This window comes from Veillonella sp. oral taxon 158 (assembly GCF_018376515.1).
GTDB lineage: Bacteria > Bacillota > Negativicutes > Veillonellales > Veillonellaceae > Veillonella > Veillonella rogosae.
Window position 1 is genome coordinate 38,522 of record NZ_JAHABE010000004.1, and the last position, 24,036, is coordinate 62,557.

At 39.6% G+C, this 24,036-nt stretch carries 17 protein-coding genes; 14 read left to right on the plus strand and 3 right to left on the minus strand.

Going from position 1 to position 24,036, the window contains the following annotated elements; genetic code table 11:
• The 5 genes from KH364_RS03675 to cooS all read left to right on the plus strand — a co-directional run bounded on the left by KH364_RS03675 (position 1) and on the right by cooS (position 7,842).
• A complete protein-coding gene (locus tag KH364_RS03675; protein ID WP_273298733.1) occupies positions 1-342 on the plus strand; it encodes an energy transducer TonB in 342 nt (113 codons plus the stop codon).
• A gap of 231 nt (positions 343-573) precedes the next feature.
• Positions 574-2,190: a PAS domain-containing protein gene (locus KH364_RS03680; protein ID WP_273298649.1), complete on the plus strand. Its 1,617-nt coding sequence runs from the start codon at positions 574-576 to the stop codon at positions 2,188-2,190.
• A 344-nt stretch (positions 2,191-2,534) separates the two neighbouring features.
• Complete coding sequence (locus KH364_RS03685; protein WP_273298650.1) at positions 2,535-4,163, plus strand: phosphoenolpyruvate carboxykinase (ATP); 1,629 nt, start codon at positions 2,535-2,537, stop codon at positions 4,161-4,163.
• A 186-nt stretch (positions 4,164-4,349) separates the two neighbouring features.
• Complete coding sequence (locus tag KH364_RS03690; protein WP_265138400.1) at positions 4,350-5,255, plus strand: LysR family transcriptional regulator; 906 nt, start codon at positions 4,350-4,352, stop codon at positions 5,253-5,255.
• A gap of 391 nt (positions 5,256-5,646) precedes the next feature.
• Entirely contained in the window at positions 5,647-7,842 is a 2,196-nt protein-coding gene (gene cooS, locus KH364_RS03695; RefSeq protein ID WP_273298651.1) for an anaerobic carbon-monoxide dehydrogenase catalytic subunit, read from the plus strand.
• Positions 7,843-8,467: 625 nt separating this feature from the next.
• Here cooS and KH364_RS03700 read toward each other — a convergent pair.
• Positions 8,468-9,253, minus strand: coding sequence for an MBL fold metallo-hydrolase (locus tag KH364_RS03700; protein WP_273298652.1), 786 nt, complete (start codon positions 9,251-9,253; stop codon positions 8,468-8,470).
• A 161-nt stretch (positions 9,254-9,414) separates the two neighbouring features.
• Between KH364_RS03700 and KH364_RS03705 the strand changes: the two genes are divergently transcribed.
• Together KH364_RS03705 and KH364_RS03710 are read left to right on the plus strand one after the other, a co-directional pair.
• Positions 9,415-10,014, plus strand: coding sequence for a TetR/AcrR family transcriptional regulator (locus tag KH364_RS03705; protein WP_273298653.1), 600 nt, complete (start codon positions 9,415-9,417; stop codon positions 10,012-10,014).
• A gap of 464 nt (positions 10,015-10,478) precedes the next feature.
• Positions 10,479-10,841 (plus strand): hypothetical protein, encoded by a 363-nt coding sequence (locus KH364_RS03710; protein WP_105097666.1) that lies wholly within the window; start codon positions 10,479-10,481, stop codon positions 10,839-10,841.
• Positions 10,842-10,964: 123 nt separating this feature from the next.
• Here the strand turns inward: KH364_RS03710 and bioB are convergent, their stop codons facing one another.
• Positions 10,965-11,993, minus strand: a complete 1,029-nt coding sequence (gene bioB, locus KH364_RS03715) for a biotin synthase BioB (protein ID WP_265138404.1) — start codon at positions 11,991-11,993, stop codon at positions 10,965-10,967.
• Positions 11,994-12,332: 339 nt separating this feature from the next.
• Here bioB and KH364_RS03720 point away from each other — a divergent pair, with 339 nt between their 5' ends.
• From KH364_RS03720 to hemQ, 6 genes are all read left to right on the plus strand, one after another.
• Positions 12,333-13,604: a DNA repair exonuclease gene (locus tag KH364_RS03720; RefSeq protein WP_273298654.1), complete on the plus strand. Its 1,272-nt coding sequence runs from the start codon at positions 12,333-12,335 to the stop codon at positions 13,602-13,604.
• Positions 13,594-16,476 (plus strand): AAA family ATPase, encoded by a 2,883-nt coding sequence (locus tag KH364_RS03725; protein WP_316594491.1) that lies wholly within the window; start codon positions 13,594-13,596, stop codon positions 16,474-16,476. The genes KH364_RS03720 and KH364_RS03725 overlap by 11 nt, the downstream gene beginning before the upstream one ends.
• Positions 16,477-16,613: 137 nt before the next feature.
• Positions 16,614-17,657, plus strand: a complete 1,044-nt coding sequence (hemE, locus tag KH364_RS03730; RefSeq protein ID WP_273298656.1) for a uroporphyrinogen decarboxylase — start codon at positions 16,614-16,616, stop codon at positions 17,655-17,657.
• 4 nt (positions 17,658-17,661) lie between these two features.
• Complete coding sequence (hemH, locus tag KH364_RS03735) at positions 17,662-18,561, plus strand: ferrochelatase (RefSeq protein WP_273298657.1); 900 nt, start codon at positions 17,662-17,664, stop codon at positions 18,559-18,561.
• Positions 18,558-20,207 carry a protoporphyrinogen oxidase gene (hemG, locus tag KH364_RS03740; RefSeq protein WP_273298658.1) on the plus strand — a complete coding sequence of 550 codons (1,650 nt, stop codon included), beginning with the start codon at positions 18,558-18,560 and terminating at the stop codon, positions 20,205-20,207. The genes hemH and hemG overlap by 4 nt, the downstream gene beginning before the upstream one ends.
• A 119-nt stretch (positions 20,208-20,326) precedes the next feature.
• Entirely contained in the window at positions 20,327-21,058 is a 732-nt protein-coding gene (gene hemQ / locus KH364_RS03745) for a hydrogen peroxide-dependent heme synthase (protein WP_273298659.1), read from the plus strand.
• Positions 21,059-21,650: 592 nt separating this feature from the next.
• On the opposite strand, the gene KH364_RS03750 is transcribed toward hemQ, so the two are convergent.
• Positions 21,651-22,988 carry an MFS transporter gene (locus KH364_RS03750; protein ID WP_273298660.1) on the minus strand — a complete coding sequence of 446 codons (1,338 nt, stop codon included), beginning with the start codon at positions 22,986-22,988 and terminating at the stop codon, positions 21,651-21,653.
• 357 nt (positions 22,989-23,345) lie between these two features.
• On the opposite strand from KH364_RS03750, the gene KH364_RS03755 reads away from it, so the two are divergent.
• Complete coding sequence (locus KH364_RS03755) at positions 23,346-24,032, plus strand: Crp/Fnr family transcriptional regulator (RefSeq protein WP_273298661.1); 687 nt, start codon at positions 23,346-23,348, stop codon at positions 24,030-24,032.
• Positions 24,033-24,036 lie beyond the last annotated feature (4 nt).

Genomic DNA, 24,036 nt, shown 5'->3' on the forward strand with positions numbered 1-24,036 from the left:
ATGAATAAAGTGTTGCGTTGTACAATGTTGAGCGCATTGTTTGTAACTGGTTTGGTGGCCTCTGTATTGGCGGCGCCTTATCAACCTCCTACAGCGGTATCTACGCCAGCTGTAGACCAAGCGGTTCTTGCCGGTTATAGCGGTGCTGTTCGTGGTGCAGATGTACGTTTTACCATCAATGAAGACGGCTCTGTAGGGGATATTGAGATTGTAGCATCTAGTGGATCTAGCGCTGTTGATGCGGCTCTCGTTGAAACTATTTCTACATGGCGATTTAATCCTGCTACAGACTCTAATGGTAATCCGGTAGCATCTTCTAAAACTGAATATATTAATTTTTAATATCCAATAAAAGCACTCGTACATATCAGGTATGGGTGCTTTTTGTGTGAAATCTTAAGCTGATGCACTATTTGTGTAATCTACGTTTAATTGGATTGTAACCACAATTAATCAAAACTAGTTGAGAAATTTTTACAAAATAATAAAACTGTATCTATAGCTACTGAAAATTACTTTCAAAATGATATAATAAAATCATAATCATGAATTAGCCCTTGGAGGTATACACATATGAATCCATTAAAACAAAAGCTAGATATTAACAATGAACGCTACAGAATTATCGTGTCCGTGAAAGAAGATTATTTAGACGGAAAATTGTCCTTGGAAGAAGGCAATCGTATTTTAAAAGAAAAACTTGGCACTTGTACGCCTGATGAGTTTGCTTATGCAGAGCAAAGTTTAAAAGGTGTTTACAAGGATGAAGAGATCCTAGATAAGATGGATGACCTATTAAACTTGTTCGATGGCGTATTAGTACGCGCTCAAAATGAGTATCCTGAAAATCATCCGTTGTGGGTGTACTTAGAAGAAATCAATGCTGTTGAAAAGGTTGCTCTTGAAGCGGATGAATTGTTGAAGCAAGAGAAGTTTATTAAAAATCCATGGCTCGGTATTTTTGATTCTTTAGCGCAATGGAGAACGCATCTCTCTCGTAAGCAAAACCAACTCTATCCTATGCTAGAAGATCATGGTTTTGACCGTCCGACACGTATTATGTGGACCTTCGATGACGGCGTACGCGATGCTATCTCTGCATCCTATGCCTTGCTTCGGGAAGATAAATACGAAGAGTTCTTAGCATCCGTGCCAGAAACATTGGCAAAATTGCGCGATTTGAACTCCAAAGAGTTAGAGGTTTTATTGCCAACATCCTTTAAATTATTAAGTGATGAAGAGTTTGTGCGCATGAGCAAAAATGACCATGAAATTGGTTATGCTATCATCAATCCACCAGGTTTATACGTAGTGCCAGGCATCAATGATTCTGCAGCGCAACTAAATGCCAATAACTCCGGTCAAAACGGCGCTGTATCTAACGAATTCTTAAACGATTTAGCAGGCCTATTGTCTAAATATGTTGGTCCTGTAGGCAGTGCACCTGTTGGTAAAGATGCTGTATTAGACGTAGCTACTGGCAAATTGACCTTAGAACAAATCAATTTATTGTTCCGTCATCTTCCAGTAGATTTATCCTATGTAGATGAAAATGAACTCGTTAAGTTCTACAGTGATACACCGCATCGCATTTTCCCTCGCAGTGCTAACGTTATTGGCCGTGAGGTGAAGAATTGTCATCCAGCAAAATCTGTTCACGTAGTAGAAGAAATCGTTGAGAAGTTCCGTTCTGGTGAGCAAAGCCAAGCTGAATTCTGGATTAATAAACCAGGCTTGTTTATCTACGTTATCTACACGGCGGTGCGCGATGAAAATGGTAAGTTCCGCGGTGTCCTAGAAATGATGCAAGATTGCACTCATATCCGTGAGCTTGAAGGATCCCGTACATTGTTGACTTGGGATAAAACTGACTTTGTAGGCGATAGTAATAAAGAAAAATCCTTGGCTCAAGAGGCGGCAGAAGAGGTAGAGGAAGAACCATTAACAGCTGATGCAGATGGTCGATTCCATATCGATGCAAAAACGACGTTGTCTAATTTGATTAAACATAGTCCAGATATTGTAGATCATTTGATTTCTTTAAATCCTAAATTCGAGAAATTAAAAACACCTATGGTAAAAGTTATGGCTAAGGTGGCTACTATCAAGATGATTGCAGAGCGCGGTGATTTTGATGTAGATGATTTGATCGGTAAAATCGATGCATTCATTAATAAAAATAAGAAATAATTGAACTTTTAAATGTGAAAGAGGCAAGGTCTTAGGGCCTTGCCTCATTTTATTTTGTTATTAGTATTGTGCAGTGACTACGAACATTGAATCATATGCTGTTTACTTTGGTTGCAACATTAAGGAATAATTAGTTATCAATTTTTATTATTAGAGATGTGTTGCACTAATTCAAAATAAACATACAATAATTTCCCATAATTCATCTGTTTTGTGTATACAAATTTGATTGAAAAGGGTAAAATAGAAAATAATGAAAGTATTTACAAAAACAATATTTTCATATATTAATATACTTTTACATGAGAAATTACAAGATATTTAAAGGTGAGGATCTAGATACTATGTCTACAAGACGCGTTTGGAAGCAAAGTGAAATTAAAACAAACCCATTATTTTCTAAGATGCGCAGTACTATTGAAACTGCATTTTATGGGAACAATGTAACGCCTGTAACATCCGTTGCACAAGCGTATCAACTTGCCGCTGAAGAGCCAGGTGTTATCGTCCTCGATATGCCTGTATATAAACCATGCGAGCAAGGTTTGCCAACTGATGCAAAGGTACTAGTTACAAATGATGGTAAAACTACAGGTCGCTATGCAAAAGCTCGTCGTATTATTGGCGATGAAGGTATTGATGAAGTAGAACTTTCTAATATTGCACGTGATGCTGTGTATGATAGCCGCGATAAAGAGTGGCTTGCTGCTGAAGCTATTGTTGGTTTAGATAAAAAATTTACCGCTCGTGCTCATTTGATGATTCCAAAAGATCATGCATCTACTTTGTATTCTTGGATCATGAACTTCAAGTTCTTTGATGCAGCAGTAAAAGAATTCTACGATGATAGTTTAGAGATCCCAGAAGGTGATATCTACATCTACTCTGATCCAGATTATATTGTACCAGGTCATCCAGGTGGTCTTGCTATCTTTGACCCTGCTCATAACTGTGCAATGATTCTTGGCATGCGCTATTTTGGTGAGCACAAAAAAGGTACCCTTACATTGGCATGGTCCTTGGCAAATCGCCTCGGCTATGTTGCCTGCCATGGCGGTATGAAACGTTACAATCTTGATAATGGCAAATCCTATACTATCGGTGTATTCGGCTTGTCCGGTTCCGGTAAATCTACATTGACTCATGAAAAACATGATGGTCGTTATGACATCTCTATCTTGCATGACGATGCGTATATCATCAATACTGAGGATTTGAGTTCTATTGCTCTTGAACCTACGTACTTTGACAAAATGCAAGATTACCCTGTAGAACATCCTGCTAATGAATTCTTGTTAACACTACAAAACGTGGGCGTAACTATGGATGACGAGGGACGTAAGGTTGTATTAGCTGAAGACGTTCGTAATAATAATGGTCGTGCTATCAAATCTCAATTCTGGACAGAGAACCGCGTAAATTACGTAGACGAGCCAGTTAATGCTATTGTATGGCTTATGAAAGATAAAACATTGCCACCGATCCTCAAAATTGATGATCCTGTATTAGCATCTACAATGGGTGCCACACTTGCTACGCGCCGTTCTACAGCGGAAAAACTCGATGCTCATGTGGATCCAAATGCACTTGTTATTGAACCGTATGCAAATCCATTCCGTACATATCCATTGGCTCTTGATTATGAAAGCTACAAAAAATTGTTCTCTGAATGTGGCGTAGAATGCTACATTATGAATACAGGCTTCTTCTTGGACAACAAAGTTCCAAAAGAAGTGACTCTTGATTTGTTAGAACGTTTGGTAGAAGGCACTTTAGAATTCAAACCATTCTATAAATACCCGAACCTTGAGTATGTAGAGGTTCCTGGTTTTGAACCACCATTCCAAGTGCGTGAATACCATCACCAATTACACAAAGCTTTCGAATTCCGCTATGACTATGTAGAAAACCTTATTGGTCATAAAAACGAATTACCAGACGAAGTATTAGAAGTACTTAAAACACTAATGTAATCTCAAAATTTATTAACTCCTCAATATAATATTGAGATTGTCTAACTGCTCAAAGAAAAGGCCCTCCATATGGAGGGCTTTTTTGTTGTGCGTAAGTTATTATATTACTATGGCTCGTCATATATCTTGTATTTTGGTAATATATAGTTATAATAAAATCATAATGTTTTGTTATAAGGTGTTTCTATGGATATAAAAGATATTAAATACATAAGTACTATCGTTGAGATGGCATCGTTCTCTAAAGCGTCTAAAAAATTATATATTTCTCAGCCTGCGTTGAGTCAAAGTATTCGTCGTATCGAAGCAGAGTTAGGTGTTCCTATGTTTGCTCGTGATCGTACTAAGGTTGTGCCGACGGCTGCAGCGTTACAAATTGCAAAAGAAGGGATGCCATTAGTTCATAAAGTAGAGGCTTTAACACAGTCTATTATCAACCAAGGTACAGATGTGGCATATCACGTGCGAATTGGTTTGTCCCAGTTTTATGGTCATCATATGTTAGGTAAAACGCTAAAGAGCTTTCAAGAAATTGAACCATCTTGGGAGTTCCATGTGGTAGAAGGTGAATCTCATTTCCTAGAGCAACAGATTTGTGATGGCTTAGTTGACGTAGGACTATTCCCGACGCCTATTTATTCTCAAGCTCTTGAAAGTTATCCCGTACTTGATGAGCAAATTTTACTAGCTATTAGCGTAGAAAATAAAAAAGCCATCGCTATTGCGGACTCTCTCATGACGCCTGATGGTATTCGAGAAATCGCACCGTTTGGGCCGTTTCCGTTTATTCTTTTGCGAGAGGGTTTAAAGCTACGGTCTTTGGTAAACCGATTATGCCAAGCGGAGTCCTTTGTGCCTAAAGCGGTTATTGCATCAGAAACATTGGATACTTGTCGCTCTTTAGTAGAAGATGACTATGGAATTACTTTCTTGCCGAGTACGCTTAATAGTAAGAGGGATGAAGATAAGGTTAAATTTTATCCCCTTGCATCAAAACTTTGCTTCCGTCAATTAGTTCTTGTTGCAAGATCAGATAGAGCAAAACGATTCCATTTGCCTGAAGTGGCAAATATTATGCAGAAATTCTTATAAATTATACAGATGGCATATTGGAGTATTTAACTTTACTTACGAATAATAATTCATATAAAATAATATCTAAATATAGCATTCTATAGATAAAAGAGGTTAATTCCTGTATATTACAGGAATTAACCTCTTTTGCTTTGTGAAAGAAAACTGAAAATATCGAATTTGGTAAATATAGTAATTACAATATCTTTTGGCGGTAATGAGTCAAAAATTTCTCAAAAAAATAATTGACAAATGTCCTGTCAAAAAATATACTTAAAGTAGGTTAAAACATATTTAAGAGATAGGACTTAAAACCCACAAGTATGGTGGATTTAAAAAATAAAATAAAAGTAGAATATGTTTTCTTGTTATTGACAGCTGGCCTATGTAGGCCCCTAGGAGGTTTATTATGAATAAAGATGTGGAAAACAAAAACACCCATGACCACAGCCATGGCGAACATCATCATGAACATCATCATGACCATCATTGCCATTGTGGCGGTCATCATCACCATCATGGTCACGATCACGATCATCATCATGACCACGATCATCATCATGACCACGATCATGAACATGGTCACGACCATAGTCATGCAAAGGCTATGCCAACGGATAAATGGGTGCCACACACTCATGAACCAGGGGTACCACATGAACATGGCGTAAACGATTACATGAAAGCCGTTGCTGAGTATCGTAAAACATGGCCTACAAAACAAGATGTAATTGAACAAACACCAGATCCTGCGGTACGCGAAATGATTCTTCGCATGGAGCAAATCGGTTGTGATACAGTGTTTGACCGTTTCGACAAACAACAACCACAATGTACGTTCGGTATTGCTGGCGTATGTTGTCGAATTTGCTTTATGGGTCCATGTAAAATTACACCTAAGAGCCCTCGTGGTGTCTGCGGTGCTGATGCTGATCTTATTGTAGCTCGTAATATGACACGTGCAGCAGCTGGTGGCTTAACACAACATGGTGCACATGCTCGTGAAATTTTGATTTCTTTGAAAGCTGCTGCTAACGATCAATTGGATATCCCAATTTTGGGTGAAGAAAAAATTCGCACAGTATGTAAAGCTTTCAACATTCCTGAAGAAGGTCGTTCCTTAAAAGAAGTGGCTAATGACTTGGCAGATGTTCTATTAGAAGATTTGAGCCGTGCATTGCCTGGCGAATATAAAACAATTACAGCGTTAGCTCCAGCTGAGCGTCGTGAAGTTTGGAAAAACTTAGATATCTTGCCTATTTCTGCGTACAATGAAGCCTTTGATGCATACCATCGTACATGCGTAGGTACAGATGGCGATTGGGAAAGCAACATGAAACAATTCTTGCGTTGTGGTCTTGCTTTCACATTCACTGGTGTAGTGGCAGCGGACATCGCAACAGATGCATTGTTCGGTCTTGGTGGTCGTCGTACATCCAAAGTTAACATTGGTGCCTTGAAAAAAGGTTATGTTAACATCGCTGTTCATGGTCACTTGCCTACATTAGTATCCCAAATTTGTACAATTGGTGCCTCTGAAGAGTACTTAGAAAAAGCAAAAGCTATCGGTGCTAAAGGTATCCAATTCTACGGTATCTGCTGCTCTGGTTTGTCTAGCATGTACCGCTATGAAAATGTTATTCCATTGTGTAATGCTATCGGTGCGGAACTTGTACTTGGTACTGGCGCACTCGATTGCTGGGTAGCAGACGTTCAAGACGTATATCCTGCTATCATGGACGTAGCACGTTGCTTCAACACAAAAGTTATTACTACATCTGATGCAGCTCGTTTACCAGGTGCAGAACATATCGGTTACGATCATCACCATACAAACTTGTCTGAAACTAAAGAATTGGCTCGTAAAATTTTGGATCGTGCCCTTGAAGCGCATGAATTGCGCAAAGGTATGCCTGTATTCATTCCGCCATACGAAATCACTGCTGAAGTTGGTTTCTCTCCAGAATCCACTGTTAAACATTATGGTTCCTTCAAACCATTGGCAGAGGCTTTAAAATCTGGTAAAGTTCGTGGTATCGTAAACGTAGTAGGTTGTTCCAACCCTCGCGTTATCTACGAGAAAGCAACTGTAGATATCGTTGATACACTTATCAAAAATGGCTGTATCATCTTAACAAATGGTTGTGCGTCCTTCCCATTAATGAAACTTGGTTACTGTAATACAGATGCTATTAAGAAATGTAGCCCTGCATTGCAAGAGTTCTTGGGCGATGATCAACCGCCAGTATGGCATGTTGGCGAATGTGTAGATAATGCTCGTTCTTCCGGTATCTTTGCTGGTATTGCAGGTGAATTAGGTCTTAACTTACCACAAATGCCATTTGCAATGTCTAGCCCTGAATGGTCTAACGAAAAAGGTATCGATGCATCCCTTGGTTTCCGCTTGATGGGTATCAACTCTTACCACTGCGTTGAGCCACCTACACAAGGTTCTGATGCTGTTACAAAATGGCTTAAAGAAGACACTAAAGACATCTTAGGCTCTGTTATGTATGTAAATACTGATCCTGCTAAAGTAGCTGAAAAAATCTTAGCTGATATCGATGCTAAACGTGCTGCTTTAGGTTGGGCTGAAGTAAAATAATATAATATAAACAAAAGATCCTCTCCATAATCCTCCACCGCCCAGATCTGTTCCTTTGGAACAGGGGCAAAGTCGGATTCTGAAGAGGGTCTTTTTTATATAGGGAGAAAACACAGAGCAAAGTCGGACGTACTGAGAGGGTTATTTCATTAGAGGTAAACTCTAAATTAGTAAATCTAAATGATGAGTTTTATTTTCTACGTTTTAGCCTAATTAACTAATAATTATTCATGAAAGAATAAAAGCGTCAGGCAGACCTGACGCTTCATTTTTTTATCAAAAGCTTATTAACTTAATCTATTACATCATTTATAACTCTGCTATACTAATAACAGGAGTCATTGACGTGAGTTAGGTTCATCACCGAAAGGTGGTGATACTATGAGTAAATTCGAGAAGGTTTATATAATTCTTTTTGTAATTTCCATAGTTGTATCTATCTTAAGTTTATTCAAATAAACTTAAGAAACGCCTAACGTAATAAGTACTGGTAATACTTACACGTTAGGCGCATCTCGTTTTACTAATTTTTAGATGAGCCTAACGCTCGCACACGTCAATGACTCTCTTTATGTTTATAGTATACCTCAATAACAACATAAAAACAACATAGGTATATAGTAACTTATAGTACAATAGTTTCGCCATCTTCAGGCACTGCTACATGGCTTTCAATGTTGGTGCCTTTGATAAATTTGCGCACATCCTTACGACTTGTTGCAGTATGATTAACTGTATCCATGTGAACCGCAATAATTTTAGCATCTGGTTTGCGTACCACCATGCGGCCAATATCTTTTGTACCCATAATAATACTATCTTCAAAGCCTAAAACTTGAGCATATCCAGTGTTCATAATAATAACGTTAGGGTCGAAGCGAAGGAGGGCCTTCTCTACATCACTTGTCCAAACTGTATCGCCTACAAGGTACACAGTTGGTTCGTCTGCTGTTTCAAAAATAACGCCCATCGCATCGCCTGCTAATGGTGCGAGAACTGGATTTGCATACATTTCTACCGTGCCGTGGGAGCCACCTGTTTTTCTTAATGTGATACCATTAAACTCTAGACTTTCAAAAATGATGCGTACATCATTAAAGCCTTGTGAAGTAATAAGTTCTTTGTCCGCTGTATTTTGTACAAAAATAGGAAGTGATTTTGGAATAGCATTAATTGCCGTATCATCCCAATGGTCAAGATGTGTGTGTGTGACTACCACTGCAGTTACATTGCTTAATAGATTGTCCATTGATAGAGGTAAATCAACCATAGGCATTCTTTGTTGATAGTTAAATGTTCCTTCAAAGCCAGGATAAGTATCTTTTGGTGCTAAAAATGGATCAATAAGGAATGTTGTATTTTTTATTGTTAATTTTCCTGTAGCATTTCGAATGTGAGTATATTGTGTCATAGTTATCTCCTTAATTAAATTATTGTCGATCTAATTGAATAGATTATTATTTGTAATCTCTAGAACTAGTATACCTTGTTTTGTTATACTAGTCTCAACAATAATTAACACTATGTTTATTAATAGACACATTGTATAAAAGTGTCTATGTTGGAGGTTATATGATAACTCGAAAAGAAATGACACGTATGTTGTTAAAAGAAGGCTTGCTTAGTTGTTTAGCAAACAATTCTTTTGAGTCTGTAACAGTAACATCGTTGTGTAAAGCTTCGGGTATAACTCGTTCTACTTTTTATTTACACTATAGCAATATCATGGAAATTGTTGATGATTTAGTGGATGATGCAATTTCCTATTCACGCCCAGGAATGGTAGATAATAATAATTTACAAATTATAGCTAAAGCCTTATCAGCTGCTTCTAATTCTGTTTCGTTGAGAGAAGCATACGATTCTATTATTGATAGATTGCCATTATGTCAGCGTATTATACGACATAAAAAGTATTTACCTTTATTTTTAGATGAACAAATTTCAGAATATGTATTACAACGCATTATAGGGAGTGAAAAAGATCGGCAAGGGCTCGTTATGGCAGAAGCACTTGGGATTTCATTTGATGTAGGTGTATCGGTTTTTGTATTCTTAGTACACGGATTATATGCTATTAATAAAGAATATAAGTGGACTCAGAGTGATGAGTGGTTAGAAGCTCAGAAAGTTATTTTTGAACTCGTTTATCGTGGTTTACAAAGCAAATAGAATTCATACTCGTATATGTTTTGTCCTATAACCCTATGTTTTAGTATTCTATGAAGTTTTTAGACAACGAAAAAAGGACTCCATATGGAGTCCTTTTTTCATGTAAGGGGAGTGTTAGTATTAATATCAAATGAACCATGTATTTAAACAAGTAGTAGGTTTGGGGTTAGTATTACTTGTCGGGAGATAAATACACGTATGGTAACCAGGGAATTGTTACCTCTATTTATCATTTGATGTAGTTATTATAAAAACAATAAATGAGTTAAAAATGAAGATATTTAATAAATTGCTTTAAATTTCTTATATTTCTAAAAAACTTCGTAATTTAGTTTAATTATTGTTGATAAATATGGGGCAATTTTGGTATTATATATAAAGGAGAAGTTGTATATTTTATAAAGGTTTAATGCCATTAAGCTTTTATAAAGTATACAGCTCTATAGCATGAGAGGAGCAGTCATATGAGTAAAATATTAACCATATTATCGCTTTTGTGGCTACTCAGTATAGGGGGGACTGCTTACGCAACGGACTGGTACTATGTTGGACCAGATGCATCAGGAAACCAATTATTTATTGACAACGATAGTGTACAAAAGAGTGATTATGATGCACTTTTGTGGCTGCGAGTCAATGAACTGGGTGGCGACGAATTGCGGTACAAAGTTTATATCAGTAGATATAATAGAACCATGGAAACATTGAAGGTTGATGCGTACATGGCAGACGGGACGCCGTATGAAAATGTAGAATTTAATGAAAACCCTGAGCCTATTGAGGGTAATACTAATGGGCATGCTATTTACAATTTATTATGGAATTAAAAGAACCATCTAGCACAGCAATCTAGATGGTTCTTTTTATGTGTAAAATATTTATAAATCCTTAGGAATATTATTTATATACTACATTCTCAGAACACTGAGAATGGTATATACATGAAGTGATTAAACTTGGGCAGAATTACGACTCAATTCTAAGTCTTGAATCATTTGAAGATCGTCTTGAGGAGAGCGACCGCCCGTTGTTAAGTAGCCACCAACCATGATACCGTTTAGGCCACCTTTTAAAGCGTAAGCTTGTAAGTCACGAAGATTTACTTCACGACCGCCAGCTGTACGAATCAATGCGTTTGGCAAGATGAAACGGAATACAGCGAAGGTACGTAAAATATCTAGAGGACGTAATGCTTTATTACTTTCAAATGGTGTACCTTTAACAGGATTCAAAATGTTTAATGGCACGGAGTCAATATGTAAACGTTTAAGCTCGAATGCCATCTCTACGCGTTGTTCTAATGTTTCATTAAGACCAAGGATGCCGCCAGAGCAAACTCGAATACCTGCTTTTTGAGCATTATCGATGGTAGACATTTTATCTTCGTAGGAATGGGTTGTACAAATATCTGGGAAGTGGCTAGGTGCCGTTTCGATATTGGAGTGGTATCGAGTCACACCGACTTCTTTTAATTTGAGAGCTTGTTCGTAAGTTAACAAACCAAGAGAACAGCAGATTTCGAGGCCAATTTCGTTTTTGATACGGTCTAATACGCGAATGATTTGGTTGAATTCATCTGGGTTATTAGTATTACGACCACTCGTTACGATAGAAAAACGAATAGCGCCGGCTTCTTTAGCTTTACGCGCCGCATCGAGAATGCTTTCATCATCCATGAACGGATATACTTGAACACCTGTTTCGTGATGGGCAGATTGGGCACAGAATTTACAGTTTTCAGGACATTTGCCGGATCGTGCATTAACAATGGCGCATACATCCACTGAATTGTCATTGAAATGCTGGCGAATTTTATCAGCCATAGCAAGTAAAATCATAGTGTCATCGTCTGACGTATGAATCAGCTCGATTGCTTCTTCCTTAGTGATTTCGCCGCCGTTCATAATGCGGTTGGCAATAGTAAGGATTTTTTCGTATGTACCCACTTGGGATGGTTGTTGGTCTGTAGGCAAAGCCATAATAGCCTCCTAGAATTGTTAACTTAATAAAAACATAAAATATTGACAATCTGATTGTAAACCTTCGTGCATAAATTGTCAACCAAATGTATTTATTGGTTAACATAGTTAGATCTAGGTTGCTATAAATTTACTTTGAATCCCCTTTTATGAGAAAAATATGTGATTATCTTATAATTTATATTTATTAATAATTTTGAGAAATTTATTTTAACTATATCTTTTTTGGGCTAATTGATAGCTATTTTTAACTTATCTTTAACGTTTTGTAGTATAATAGACTATTGTAATTACTATATATAACTATAATAAAAGTACTAATACAAGGAGTGGATATAGATGCAGCCGTTTCGATTTATACACTGTGGTGATCTGCATTTAGGGGCACCCTTTCAATATGCTACAGGTATTAGCCGCGCCGTTGATCGCGCCGTGAGCGAAGCTACCTATGTAGCCTTTGATACAATCATTGACACTGCTATCGATGAGCATGTTCATGCCGTTGTCATAGCTGGTGATATTTATAATAGCGAAGACCATAATTTAGAGGCTCAAGTGCGCTTTGTGCGCGGTATGTATCGTTTGGCAGAGCATCGCATTGCAGTCTATATGGTACAAGGTAATCATGATCCTGCTGAAAGCTGGAAGGCGCAACTGCAAATGCCAGATAATGTACATGTATTTTCTAGTGAACAAGTACAACGCTTCCCGCTCATCGTTAACAATATTGAAATTGGTGGCGTTTATGGTATCAGTTGTGGTCATGGTAATGAAAGCGAGAATTATGCTCGTCAATATCGTGCTTTTGAACGGGATGAGTTTTCTTTGGCTGTCATGCATGGCACAGTAGGTTCTAGTGTAGGCGCCGAAAATCACAATGTGACTGGTCCGTGTAATTTGACGGATTTAGCTGAGGCCGCAATGGATTATTGGGCTTTAGGACATATTCATAAATCCCAAATTCTCAGCGAGGAACCTCTCGTTGCATATGCCGGTAATCCTCAAGGCTTACACCGTAAAGAAATAGGCCCTAAAGGGTGCTATTTAGTTTCTGTATCTCACAATGGTCATTGTGAACCGAGATTTATTGAAACTAGTGCCATTCGTTTTGAGGAAATCAAAATTGATATTGCGGGTATGCAAAATGAATCTGATTTATTGGAAATTTTGCGCCATAAGAAAGAAAACTTGCGCAAGCAGTACAAGAAAAATATTTTGCTATCCATTGTTCTCAGTGGTACTGGCCCGCTACATCGCCTATGTACACAAGAGGGCGTGCGCAATTTGTGGCTTCAAGAGTCTCAAAGTGAAGAAAAAAGCAAATCTATATTTGTCATGCCTTATCGCATTATCTCCAATACGCGCCCTAGCATTAATTTAGCGGAGCGCCGTTTATTATCCGATGTAGTAGGCGACTATCTGCGAGCTTATGACGATATGGTGGAGGGGAATGCTGTACAGACGGCACGCCAAATTTTGGCTGATCGTCCTGAGTTTAAACGATTAGGCGTATATGCGGATGTATTGAGCGATGAATTATTAATGCGTGCTTTGAAACGTTGTGAAATAGAAGGTGTTACTGTATTGATGGGGGCTAATGATGAACATTAAACGCATACGATTTGATGAATTTGGCCCGTATCGTGATTGGTCTTTCACAACGGGTAACAATGGGGTTCAGCTCATGTATGGCCCTAATGAAAGCGGTAAAACATCGCTGCTTGAAGGGATGCGTACCTTATTATTTGGGGGCACTCATAAGGCCTATGGTCCTATGACTGGCGCTCTCGAGGTGGAACGCAATGGTGAAAGCTACTATATTGGCCGCAAAGGCAGACAGCTAGACTTTTACAGTCCTGGAAATCCTGCTATCCATGAAGAGCCTGCTCAGTATTGGTGGCATGGAATTGATAAAAAGACATATAATCGCATCTTTGCATTGACCTTAGAAGACTTGCAAGGCCTTGATGTATTGCAAGAGGTAGAGGTTCGGTCTCGTTTCTTTGGCGCTGAAGGGGGCGAGCATTTAGGCTCTGTCGTAAAGGATGTGGAAAAAGGAGCCACCGATTTACTCGTAGCATCCTCAAACGGCAAACGTCGTATTAATGTATTGATGGATGAGCTGAAGGAAAATCGCCAAAAGCTAAGTCAATTGGCAGAGCACGAAGCACAATATGTGGAATTGCAGAAAGCCTTTCACAGTTCGGAACAGACGGAAGGTGAGTTACAAGGTCAGTTGCAGGAGTGGAAGGAATACCGCGATGGCGTAGATGTAGTGTTGCGCGCATGGGATACGTATCGCCGCAGTGAAGAGGCGCGTATGCACATGCAGCAGTACAACAGTGAACTCGCCTTGAGCCGCGATGAGTTCCTTGTGATTGATGAGGATATCAAACGAGCTCGTGACAATATGCAACTATGGCAAGAAAAGGAAGCGGCGTTAATGCCAGCTAACTTTAGCCCCGATAGTCCGTTTGGTACCTATGGTCAAGATATTGAGGACCTCATTCAACAAGGTGCTAAGTGGGAACAATTACGCCGCGAGTGCGAAGAGGGTGATGCGTACATTCATAAGGTACGCGAGCAACTAGAGTACTCTCGCAAGATGTATTCGGCATGGCGTGATGATGAGCCGATGGCTGAGGATGTTAACTGGTTTGAAGGTGAACGCTTAGCCAGTCGTCTACGAACTGCTAAAGATCAATTGTTGCATTGGCAGGACCGCAAGCCTGCAGAGGCTTCTGATGACCTTCCAACAGCTAACCTTGAAGGGGCCTCTTTGCCAAATTATAGCGAAGAAGAGTTGGCAAAAAAAGAACATCTCGAACGTGAGTTAGAGTTAATCTTAATGGACATAGATCGAGTGACTGCAAAACGAGATAGTTATGGTCCAGATGCTCAACCGACGAATTTACCAAAATGGTTACAACGCATTAGCGGCATAGGTGCTGTTATTGGCGTATTGCTTGTGTTAGCAGGATTATTAGTTCTTGAATCTGTACTCTATACTATTGGGGGCTTTATCTTATTGATTCTGTCTATGGCGCTATTCTGGTATGCTACGTGGAGAGCTCATAATGGTAATTCCGATGTGTCTAAATTGAACTATGAGTTACAAATCTTATCCTCTCGTAGATCCGATGTAGAACATCAGTTAGAAGCGTTGATTAAGGCAGCTACACCAGTCATTAGCCCTGTGCCATCTTTAGAAGGGGCAGCTCACCTTGACCGATGGATTCAAGAAGGCCATACATTGCAAGGTATTTATGATGAAGCCCTTGCGGCTTGGCAGTCTTGGTTGCCTCAAGGGGCGGCGAAGAGCCTCACAGAAGATGATTTCTTCGGCCTCAAGCAAGAGTATGATCAATATCATGAACAGTTGCGGACTATTGAAGGTTACGAGAAGCGTTTAGCAGAGCATAAAGAAGGGTTACGCGTTATTGAAGACCAAGCGATGACTTTGTGGTATAACCTTGGTGTGGAGGCGCCTGTATCTCCAACTGAGCTTAAACGCATTTACAACCAATATAAAAACTTCCAACAAAATAAAATCGTATGGGAACAAAAGGAAGCACAACGCAAAAGCTTCCGCAACGAATACGATAATTGGCATCGAAAGGAAAAAGAATTACTCCTTCGCCAAAAAGAATTACTCCATAAAGCTGGTATGGAAAGCTCTAACGAGTACCGTCAACATCTTATTGATGAGGACCAATACAAACAGTGGCAAACCATTTACAAGCAAAGTCAGGTACAACTAGATTTATTAGCACCTGATGCGGAGAATAAAGACTTGTTCTACCGTCGTTTGCGAGAAGGTAATAAAGATAATTGGCTTGATGAATTGGCTCATTCCGAACGGGAGATGGCATCTATCGAAGATAAATTAGCTACCTTGTACGAGCGTCGTGGTCAAATTGTGGAGGCTATGCGCGCTCTTGGATCTGACCAAGAGCAACAGCAAATGTTGCAAGAGCGCGAAGCTCTTCAAAGTGAATTAGAGGCTGCCTTGGAAGACTGGGCTACACAAGTTTTGATGAGCCACTGCATGGATAAAGCACAACAATCTTACGAGCAAGAAAAACAGCCTCACATGCTTGAACTAGCATCCTCTTATATAGAACGTTTGACTGGTGGTATCTATACCTTTGATATACTCGGCATCAACGAAGGGGTTGCTCTTGTTAACGGCAATGGAGAGCGATTAGAGCTTAAGTTCTGGTCTAGCGGCTTAGCTGACCAAGTATACCTAGCGTTGCGCTTGGCACTGGCAAAGGTATTCTCATACCAAGTTGAGTCCTTGCCGATTATCTTAGACGATATCCTTGTGCGTTTTGACGAAAACCGTCAACGCAGTGCTTTGGAACTATTGGCTGAAATTGGTAAGAACCAACAAATCTGGTTATTTACTTGCCAACGTACTGTATATGATATGGCTCAATCTATTACTGGTATTGATCGGCATAGATTAAGTCGCAGTTAACTTAAAATCCCTGTGGAGGCTTTTAGCTTTCACAGGGACTAGTAAAGAATAAAATCATGTAAGAGGTTGTAACTAAAATAACTGTTTTAGTTATGTAACTGTGTTAGTATACATTTAGAAAGAAAGGGGTTGAACACTTGAATACAGCATATTTGGACATGATCCAAGGGAAGAACCCTGGTGTGACGCCTGTGTGGTATATGCGACAAGCTGGTCGTAGCCAAGCGGAATACCGCAAAATTAAAGAAAAATACACTTTATTTGAAATTACAAAAGAACCTGAATTATGTGCTCGCGTTACGGAGTTACCTGTTAAGGAATACGGCGTTGATGCGGCCATCCTTTACAAGGACATCATGAGCCCTATGGTGGCCATGAATGTAAATGTAGAACTGAAAGCTGGCGTAGGGCCTGTTTTTAGCACGCCTATTCGCTCTATGGCTGAGGTAGATAAATTAGAAGCCTTTGATCCTACAAAGGTGGATTATATTGCAAAGACAATTACGTTGTTAACATCTGGCATGCTCGACGTACCGCTCATTGGTTTCTGTGGTGCGCCGTTTACGATTGCGTCCTACCTCATCGAAGGGGGCCCGACGAAGAATTATAATAAAACTCGGGGTATGCTCATTGGTGCGCCTGACGTATGGGATGCGTTGATGACAAAATTGGCGGACATGTCTATTGCGTACTTGTCCATGCAAGCCGAGGCAGGTGCTAATGCGCTACAAATCTTCGATTCTTGGGTAGGTGCTGTTAATGCGGACCAATATAAACAAGGGATTTATCCTCATATGGAACGCATTATCAAGACGGTAAAAGCAAAATACCCTCATTTGCCTATGGCGATGAATGGTGTTGGTACAGACCATTTAGTATCTATTTGGTCTCATTTGCCACTTGATGTGATTGCTCTAGATTGGCGTAGCTCCATCGTTATGGCTAACGAGCGGGGCGTAACACAAACGGTACAAGGTAATCTTGACCCAGCATATCTATTCGGAGATGAAAAAACATTGGCCCGCGAAGTGGACCGTATCTTGCTCGAAGGCATTCGTTATGGTCGCCATATCTTCAACTTAGGTCATGGTGTATTCCCAGAGGCAGATCCTCAAAAACTCCATTGGTTAACGGACTATGTCCATGAACGTAGTCGTGAGCTGTGGGCTCAAGAGGGTTAAAGTAGTGGAAGTAGAGAAAAAAGGATTATTATTTCTATCCTATGGAAGTCCTTCAAGTAAGGAAGATCTAGTGCCGTATATGACGAGTATTCGTCATGGCCGCGTGCCCACTGAAGGGGAGATTGCAAATCTTACACGTCGCTATGATGTGATAGATCAATGGTCTAATTTAGAGTTGCAAACTATGGCAGAGCGTCAATATAAAACGTTGATGACTTTATTGCCAACTATGCCATCAGCTGTTGGTTATTTACACATGAAACCATCTATTGCAGAGGCAGTAGACTCTTTAGTTCACCAAGGGGTAGAGCATATTATCGCTATCGTGACGGCTCCATTTTTTACATCTCTTGGTACGGGTGCTTATGAAAAACAAGTGCAAGCAGCTATTGGTAATCATGGGGCTGTAACATTCGATTTTATTCGGTCTTGGTGGGACCAACCGGCTTTTACAGAATACTGGAAAAAAGCAGTCGTAGATTGTGTGAATGCGACTGAAGATATATTCGTTATTTTTAGCGCTCATAGCATACCTCTTATCGATAATCACGGCGGTGATTCTTATGTATTCGCCTTACATGAAAGTGCCAAAGAGATTGCAGAGCATTGTAAGTTATCTAAGTGGACAGTGGCGTGGCAGAGTGCGGCTCCTCACGGGCAATGGTTAGGCCCTACAGTGGAAGAGGCTATCGACCAAGCTTTACAGACTGGTGCCGCGCATATTGCTTTCGTGCCCTTTGGCTTTGTAAGTAATCATGTTGAGGTCCTATACGATAATGATGTAGAGTGTAAACAGCTTGTTGAAAATGGGGGCGCAATGTATTTGCGGGCACAGATGCCGAATTGTAATGAAACATTCTTACAAGCCATGGCGAGTGCAATAGTAGAAAGGATTCATTCGTGAACGTAACAATTGTGGGCGGTGGCCTAACAGGGCTAACAGCAGCTTATTATCTAGGCCATGCTAAGCCAGAGTGGAATATCACTCTTTACGAACAAGCACCACGATTTGGTGGGAAAATACAAACACAACGAGTTGATGATTTCGTTGTAGAACTCGGTCCAGATTCTTATTTGGGCCGTAAAACTGAAATGACAGATCTAGTACACGATTTAGGTTTAGGTGATACCCTTGTATCTAATGAGACGGGGCAAGCCTTTGTATATGATGAGGGATCAATTCATCCAATCCCAGGGGGCTCTATCATGGGCATCCCTACGGAAATGATGCCTTTTGTGAAAGCAACGCTCATTTCTTGGTCTGGCAAATTGCGTGCTGGCTTAGATTATTTCAAGAAGCCTTATGAGCTCGATGAAAATGGTGATGTGTCTATTGGTCATTTCTTTCAATACCATTTAGGTCAAGAAATGATGGATAAGCTTATCGAACCACTATTAGCTGGTATCTATGGTGGTGATATCTATAAAATCAGTCTATTGTCTACATTCCCTCATTTTATTCAAGTAGAACAAAAATATGGGAACATGGTAAAAGGGATGATGGCGGCTAAGATGGGACACTCAAAGGCGGGCGTCTCTAAGGCTGCCAAAGGTGCCGTAGCAGAAGGCGATGTGCCACGGGCTGGTAAAGGTATCATGACAGACCGTCAATTTGAAAGCCATGAAGCAAAGTCCACTAAGGCTCAAGCGGATATGGCGAGCCGTAAGGGGACTGCTGCTCAATCTGGTATGTTCCGCCAGTTAACAGGTGGTCTTGAAAGCGTGATTACCGCTATTGTTGATGCTATGCCTAGTAATGTGCACTTGTATACAGGTACGTTGGTTTCTAATATTCGATATATTGAAGGTATGTATGCTATTGATGTGGTGAACTCTGGAAACGATACTTGTGGCTGTCAATCTAATTCTAATTCCATTAAAACTGACTCTATTAATGCTGAGAACAGGGTAGAAGCTAGTGATTCTACTACAGATTCAGCTATAGAGGTACTTCTTGATAAAGCTCCTGCTATGGCGGATCATGTGATTATCGCGACACCGCCTGCCACATATACGCAATGGTTTAAGGATGATTCGGGTTTTGATTTCTTGCGTTCTATGGAGCAATCAAGCTGTGCTATTGCTATTATGGCCTTTAATAAAAGTACCTTTGATGGCGACTTAAAGGGCTCTGGACTGTTGATTACTCGTAAGACAGACACACCGCTTACAGCGTGTACCATTCTAAATCAAAAATGGCCGCAAACAACGCCTGATGATAAAGTGGTATTGCGCGTCTTTATCGGTAAGCCAGGCAATGATGTGGTAGAACAATATAGTGATGAAGAACTTTCAGAATTAGCAGTCGAAGAAATTCAACACATTATGCGTTTCTCTGCTAAGCCTGAATGGGTGCGCATCAATCGCCTCATTCACTGCATGCCGCAATATAATGTAGGGCATCGTGCAGGTATCAAGGCTGTACGTGAACATGTAGCTGAAAATTATCCAAATTTACACCTCATAGGTACGCCATTTGATGGCATCGGTATTCCTGACGGCGTAAAACAAGCAAAAGAATTAGTGCAAACCCTTGTAAATGAGAAGTGAAATCGAAAACTAACTTGAAAAGACTCCATATGCTATAATAGTATATGGAGTCTTTTCGATTCCTATTGCAATAAAACTATATCATTTTAATAGAATCACCATAGATAGGAGTGATCATAATGGGAAAAGCAATCCCTACAGTAGAAGGTTGGCATAGCCAACACATGGTATTTACCATGGATTTTAGCGCATGGAACTGTTTTACAGCTGATGAAAAAGCAGCAGCGCGCAACGAATTAAAAGCATTCTTAGCAGACCTTGAAGCTACACATCAAGCTAAAGAAGGTAGCTATGCATTCTATGATTGTAATGGTGCAAAAGGGGATTTAATCCTATGGATCCTTGGGCCATCCCTTGAATACTTAGCACAAGTAGAACGCAAGTTCCGTCGCCTTGCAATTGCTAGCGTATTGGTACAAACGTACTCTTATACATCTGTAACAGAAGTAAGTGCTTATGTTAAGGCTAAACTCGATACAGAAGAAGTTAACCAAAAACTTTACCCTCATGTACCACGCGACAAATACATCTGTTTCTACAATATGTCTAAAAAACGTGAAGGTGATGATAACTGGTTCATGTTGCCACCTCAAGAACGCGGTATGTTGATGAAATCTCACGGTGAACTTGGTAAAACATATTTAGATGTTCTATCAGAATTCACTACAGGTGGCTGTGGTCTAGATGACTGGGAATGGGGTATTACCATCTTCAGTAACGACGATATCCAATTCAAAAAAATCGTATACGATATGCGCTTCGAAGAAGCCAGCGCAAGATATGGCATCTTCAGCGACTTCTACGTTGGTACCATCATCGACGATGCACTATTAGAAGAAATCTTTGGATAATAAAAGAGCCTGCTGCAGCAGGCTCTTTTATTATTTAATTCATATATATAGATAAATAACTGCTTATTGTATCGTATATTTGTTCAGATTATAATACTATTAAGGTAGTCAGCGAGGTTGGGTTTCTAAAAAGCAAATAGCCCTCCGTTACCATGCGTAATTAGCTAAACAGAAAGGCCATTTCCTATATGTTTTGTTTTTGAGATGCGCCTGACGTTCCTACTCGTCTGACTATCTATTTATATTATAGAGATAAAGATATATATCGTCAAATTAGAATGAATGGACTGCTTGGCAGTCCATTTTTTCTTCCCTCCAAAATGAAGGCTATAATTTTTTATAGAAAATTTGCTGTTCGTATTGAACTTGTACTGCGTAAAATATAATTCACTATATCTGAGCATCTTATTTACAACTATATTTTTATAAAAGAGAACCCCGCATCGATCCGACTTACGAGGTCAAGGCCCTAGGCCGCAGACCTGATACGTATGGAGGAGAGATGCGGGGTTTCTTTTATCACTTAGTTTAGAAAAGTGAATTATATTTTGTTGTACCGTCCAGTGAACGTAAATTTTCTGTTTCCAGAAAATTATACGTTCATATTGGCTGCTTTACGCACATAGAACCAGTAGCACACTACTACTGTTAGAAGGTTGAACACAAGTAATGCAACGAAAGCTGGGTAGATACTACCGAATGTAGTATATGTGAAACCGAAGATTTTAGGTGTAATGAAGGCACCGTATGCAGCCACGGCAGCAACGAAGCCTGTGATCAAAGAGGATAACAACGGATTGCCAAATACGTGTGGAATCATACGGAATGTAGCACCTGTTGCGAAACCACAGCATACGAAGGTCAATACGGACATCGCAAAGAAGAATGGGAAGTTGTGCATGTTGACACCAACTGGAATCAATGTAGTAGTAACACATAAAGTAATAAGGCTGATGAAAGTAACCTTTGTGCCGCTGTTAATTTTATCGGCTAACCAACCGCCTACAGGGCGAAGCGCACCTGCTACAAGAGGACCAACAAATGCGATAGAAGCAAATGGAACTTCAGGGAATTCTTTACCTACTAATAGGCCAAGTGCTGCAGCATAACCAGAGAAAGCACCGAAAGAACATGTATATAACAATGTAAGTGCCCACGTGTGTTTGTTGCCAAAGATTTGAACAAGGTTTTTAGGATTTGGTTTTTCTAGTGGTAAGTTATCCATGAAACGCGTCATCAATGCAAGGATAACAACGAGTGGTACAATCCACATGAAAGCTGCATTGGCAAGGTATACTGCATTACCTTTAATGATAGCTGGTGTTACACCAAATACGCTACCTAGTGCAGCAGAGCCCATAGCAAATGGAGCTAAGAAGTAGATTACGGAGATACCAAGGTTACCAACACCACCGTTGATACCAAGGGCTGTACCTTTTTCGGATTTAGGGAAGAAGTTGCCAATGTACGCCATGGAGGACGAGAAGTTAGCACCCGCTAAACCGATAAGGGCCGTTAAGATCATGAATGTCGTATAAGAAGTCGTTGTATCTTGTACAGCAAAGCCGAGCCATACAACAGGAACTAATAAGATAATTGTGGAAATAAATGTCCAGTTTTTACCACCGATTAATGCTGGCATGTAGGTATATACAAAACGTAATGTAGCACCAACAAGACCTGGCAAGGCCGCCAATGTAAATAATTGATCGGTAGTGAAATTAAAGCCTGCGCCGTTGAGTTGCGCTGCAATGGTAGCCCACAAGTACCATACGCAGAATGAAAGTGTTAATGCAATCGTGGATATAACCAAATTTTGTTTAGCAATTTTTTTACCAAACTTTTCCCAAAACTCTGGATTTTCTGGTTGCCAATTAGCCACAATTTCGCTACGGCTTGCCCCTACTTGAGGCATTTTTAGTTCGCTCATTTTGAACTTCTCCTTACTGAAAAACTATACATGCAATGAAGACATAATAGATACAATTTGGGCCCCATATATATATAAATTAAATTCATTATACGGAGTTTATAAAAAATACTCAATTTATTTATGGAACTGCGTTATAATTATTGTATCGTGTAAATTTTCAATGTCTTATATCACAATTATATTATATAGTGTAAAAATTTTTGTGAATGTGACATAAAACACACATATTTTGAAATTAATAAGTTATAATAATCTTACGTATACGATAAAGTATATAAAACATGTACTTTTACTATAAATAGATTAGTATAACTAATGGATTTTGTGTTAAAAGTAACATGGAGCGGTGATTGTATGGATCAAAAGTTAATTAATCAATTGCTTGCTTTGCCGGGGGAGGAACTACATCTTAAAAAAGGTGAATTTCTCTTCCATGAGGGGGACAAGGCAGAATACTTTTACGTAGTAGTGAAAGGTAGAATGAGCATTAAGAAGTTCGAAGCTAGCGGACACATTTTTGCGGTGCGCCTAGTGGGACCGAATAATGTTATAGGTGAAGTTCCTTTATATGAGGAGAACACAAAAACATATGTGTTCAACGCTATTGCTCGGGAGGACTGCTCTGTTTATTGCATTCGCTATGATTTGTTAGAAGCAGCCATTGCAAAAGACCATTCGTTGTCTATTGCGATGATGAAAATCTATACTCTGCATATGCGACGACAACAGGCAAAATACCGAGACTTGCTGTTATACGGCAAGAAGGGAGCATTTTACTCTACCTTGTTGCGCTTGGCCAATAGTTATGGTGTAAAGCGCGAAGATGGTATCTTTATTGATATCGCTTTAACAAATCAAGAGCTAGCTGAATTTGCTGCCACATCAAGAGAAAGTTTGAATCGCATGCTAAGTGAGTTGCGTAAGTTGGGCTATGTAGCCTATGATAAACACCATCTAGTAATCTGTGATTTTGATGCTTTAATCGGGTTGCTTGATTTAGAGGTTGATATGATTGACCCTAATATTAGTAATATCGAATAAAAGG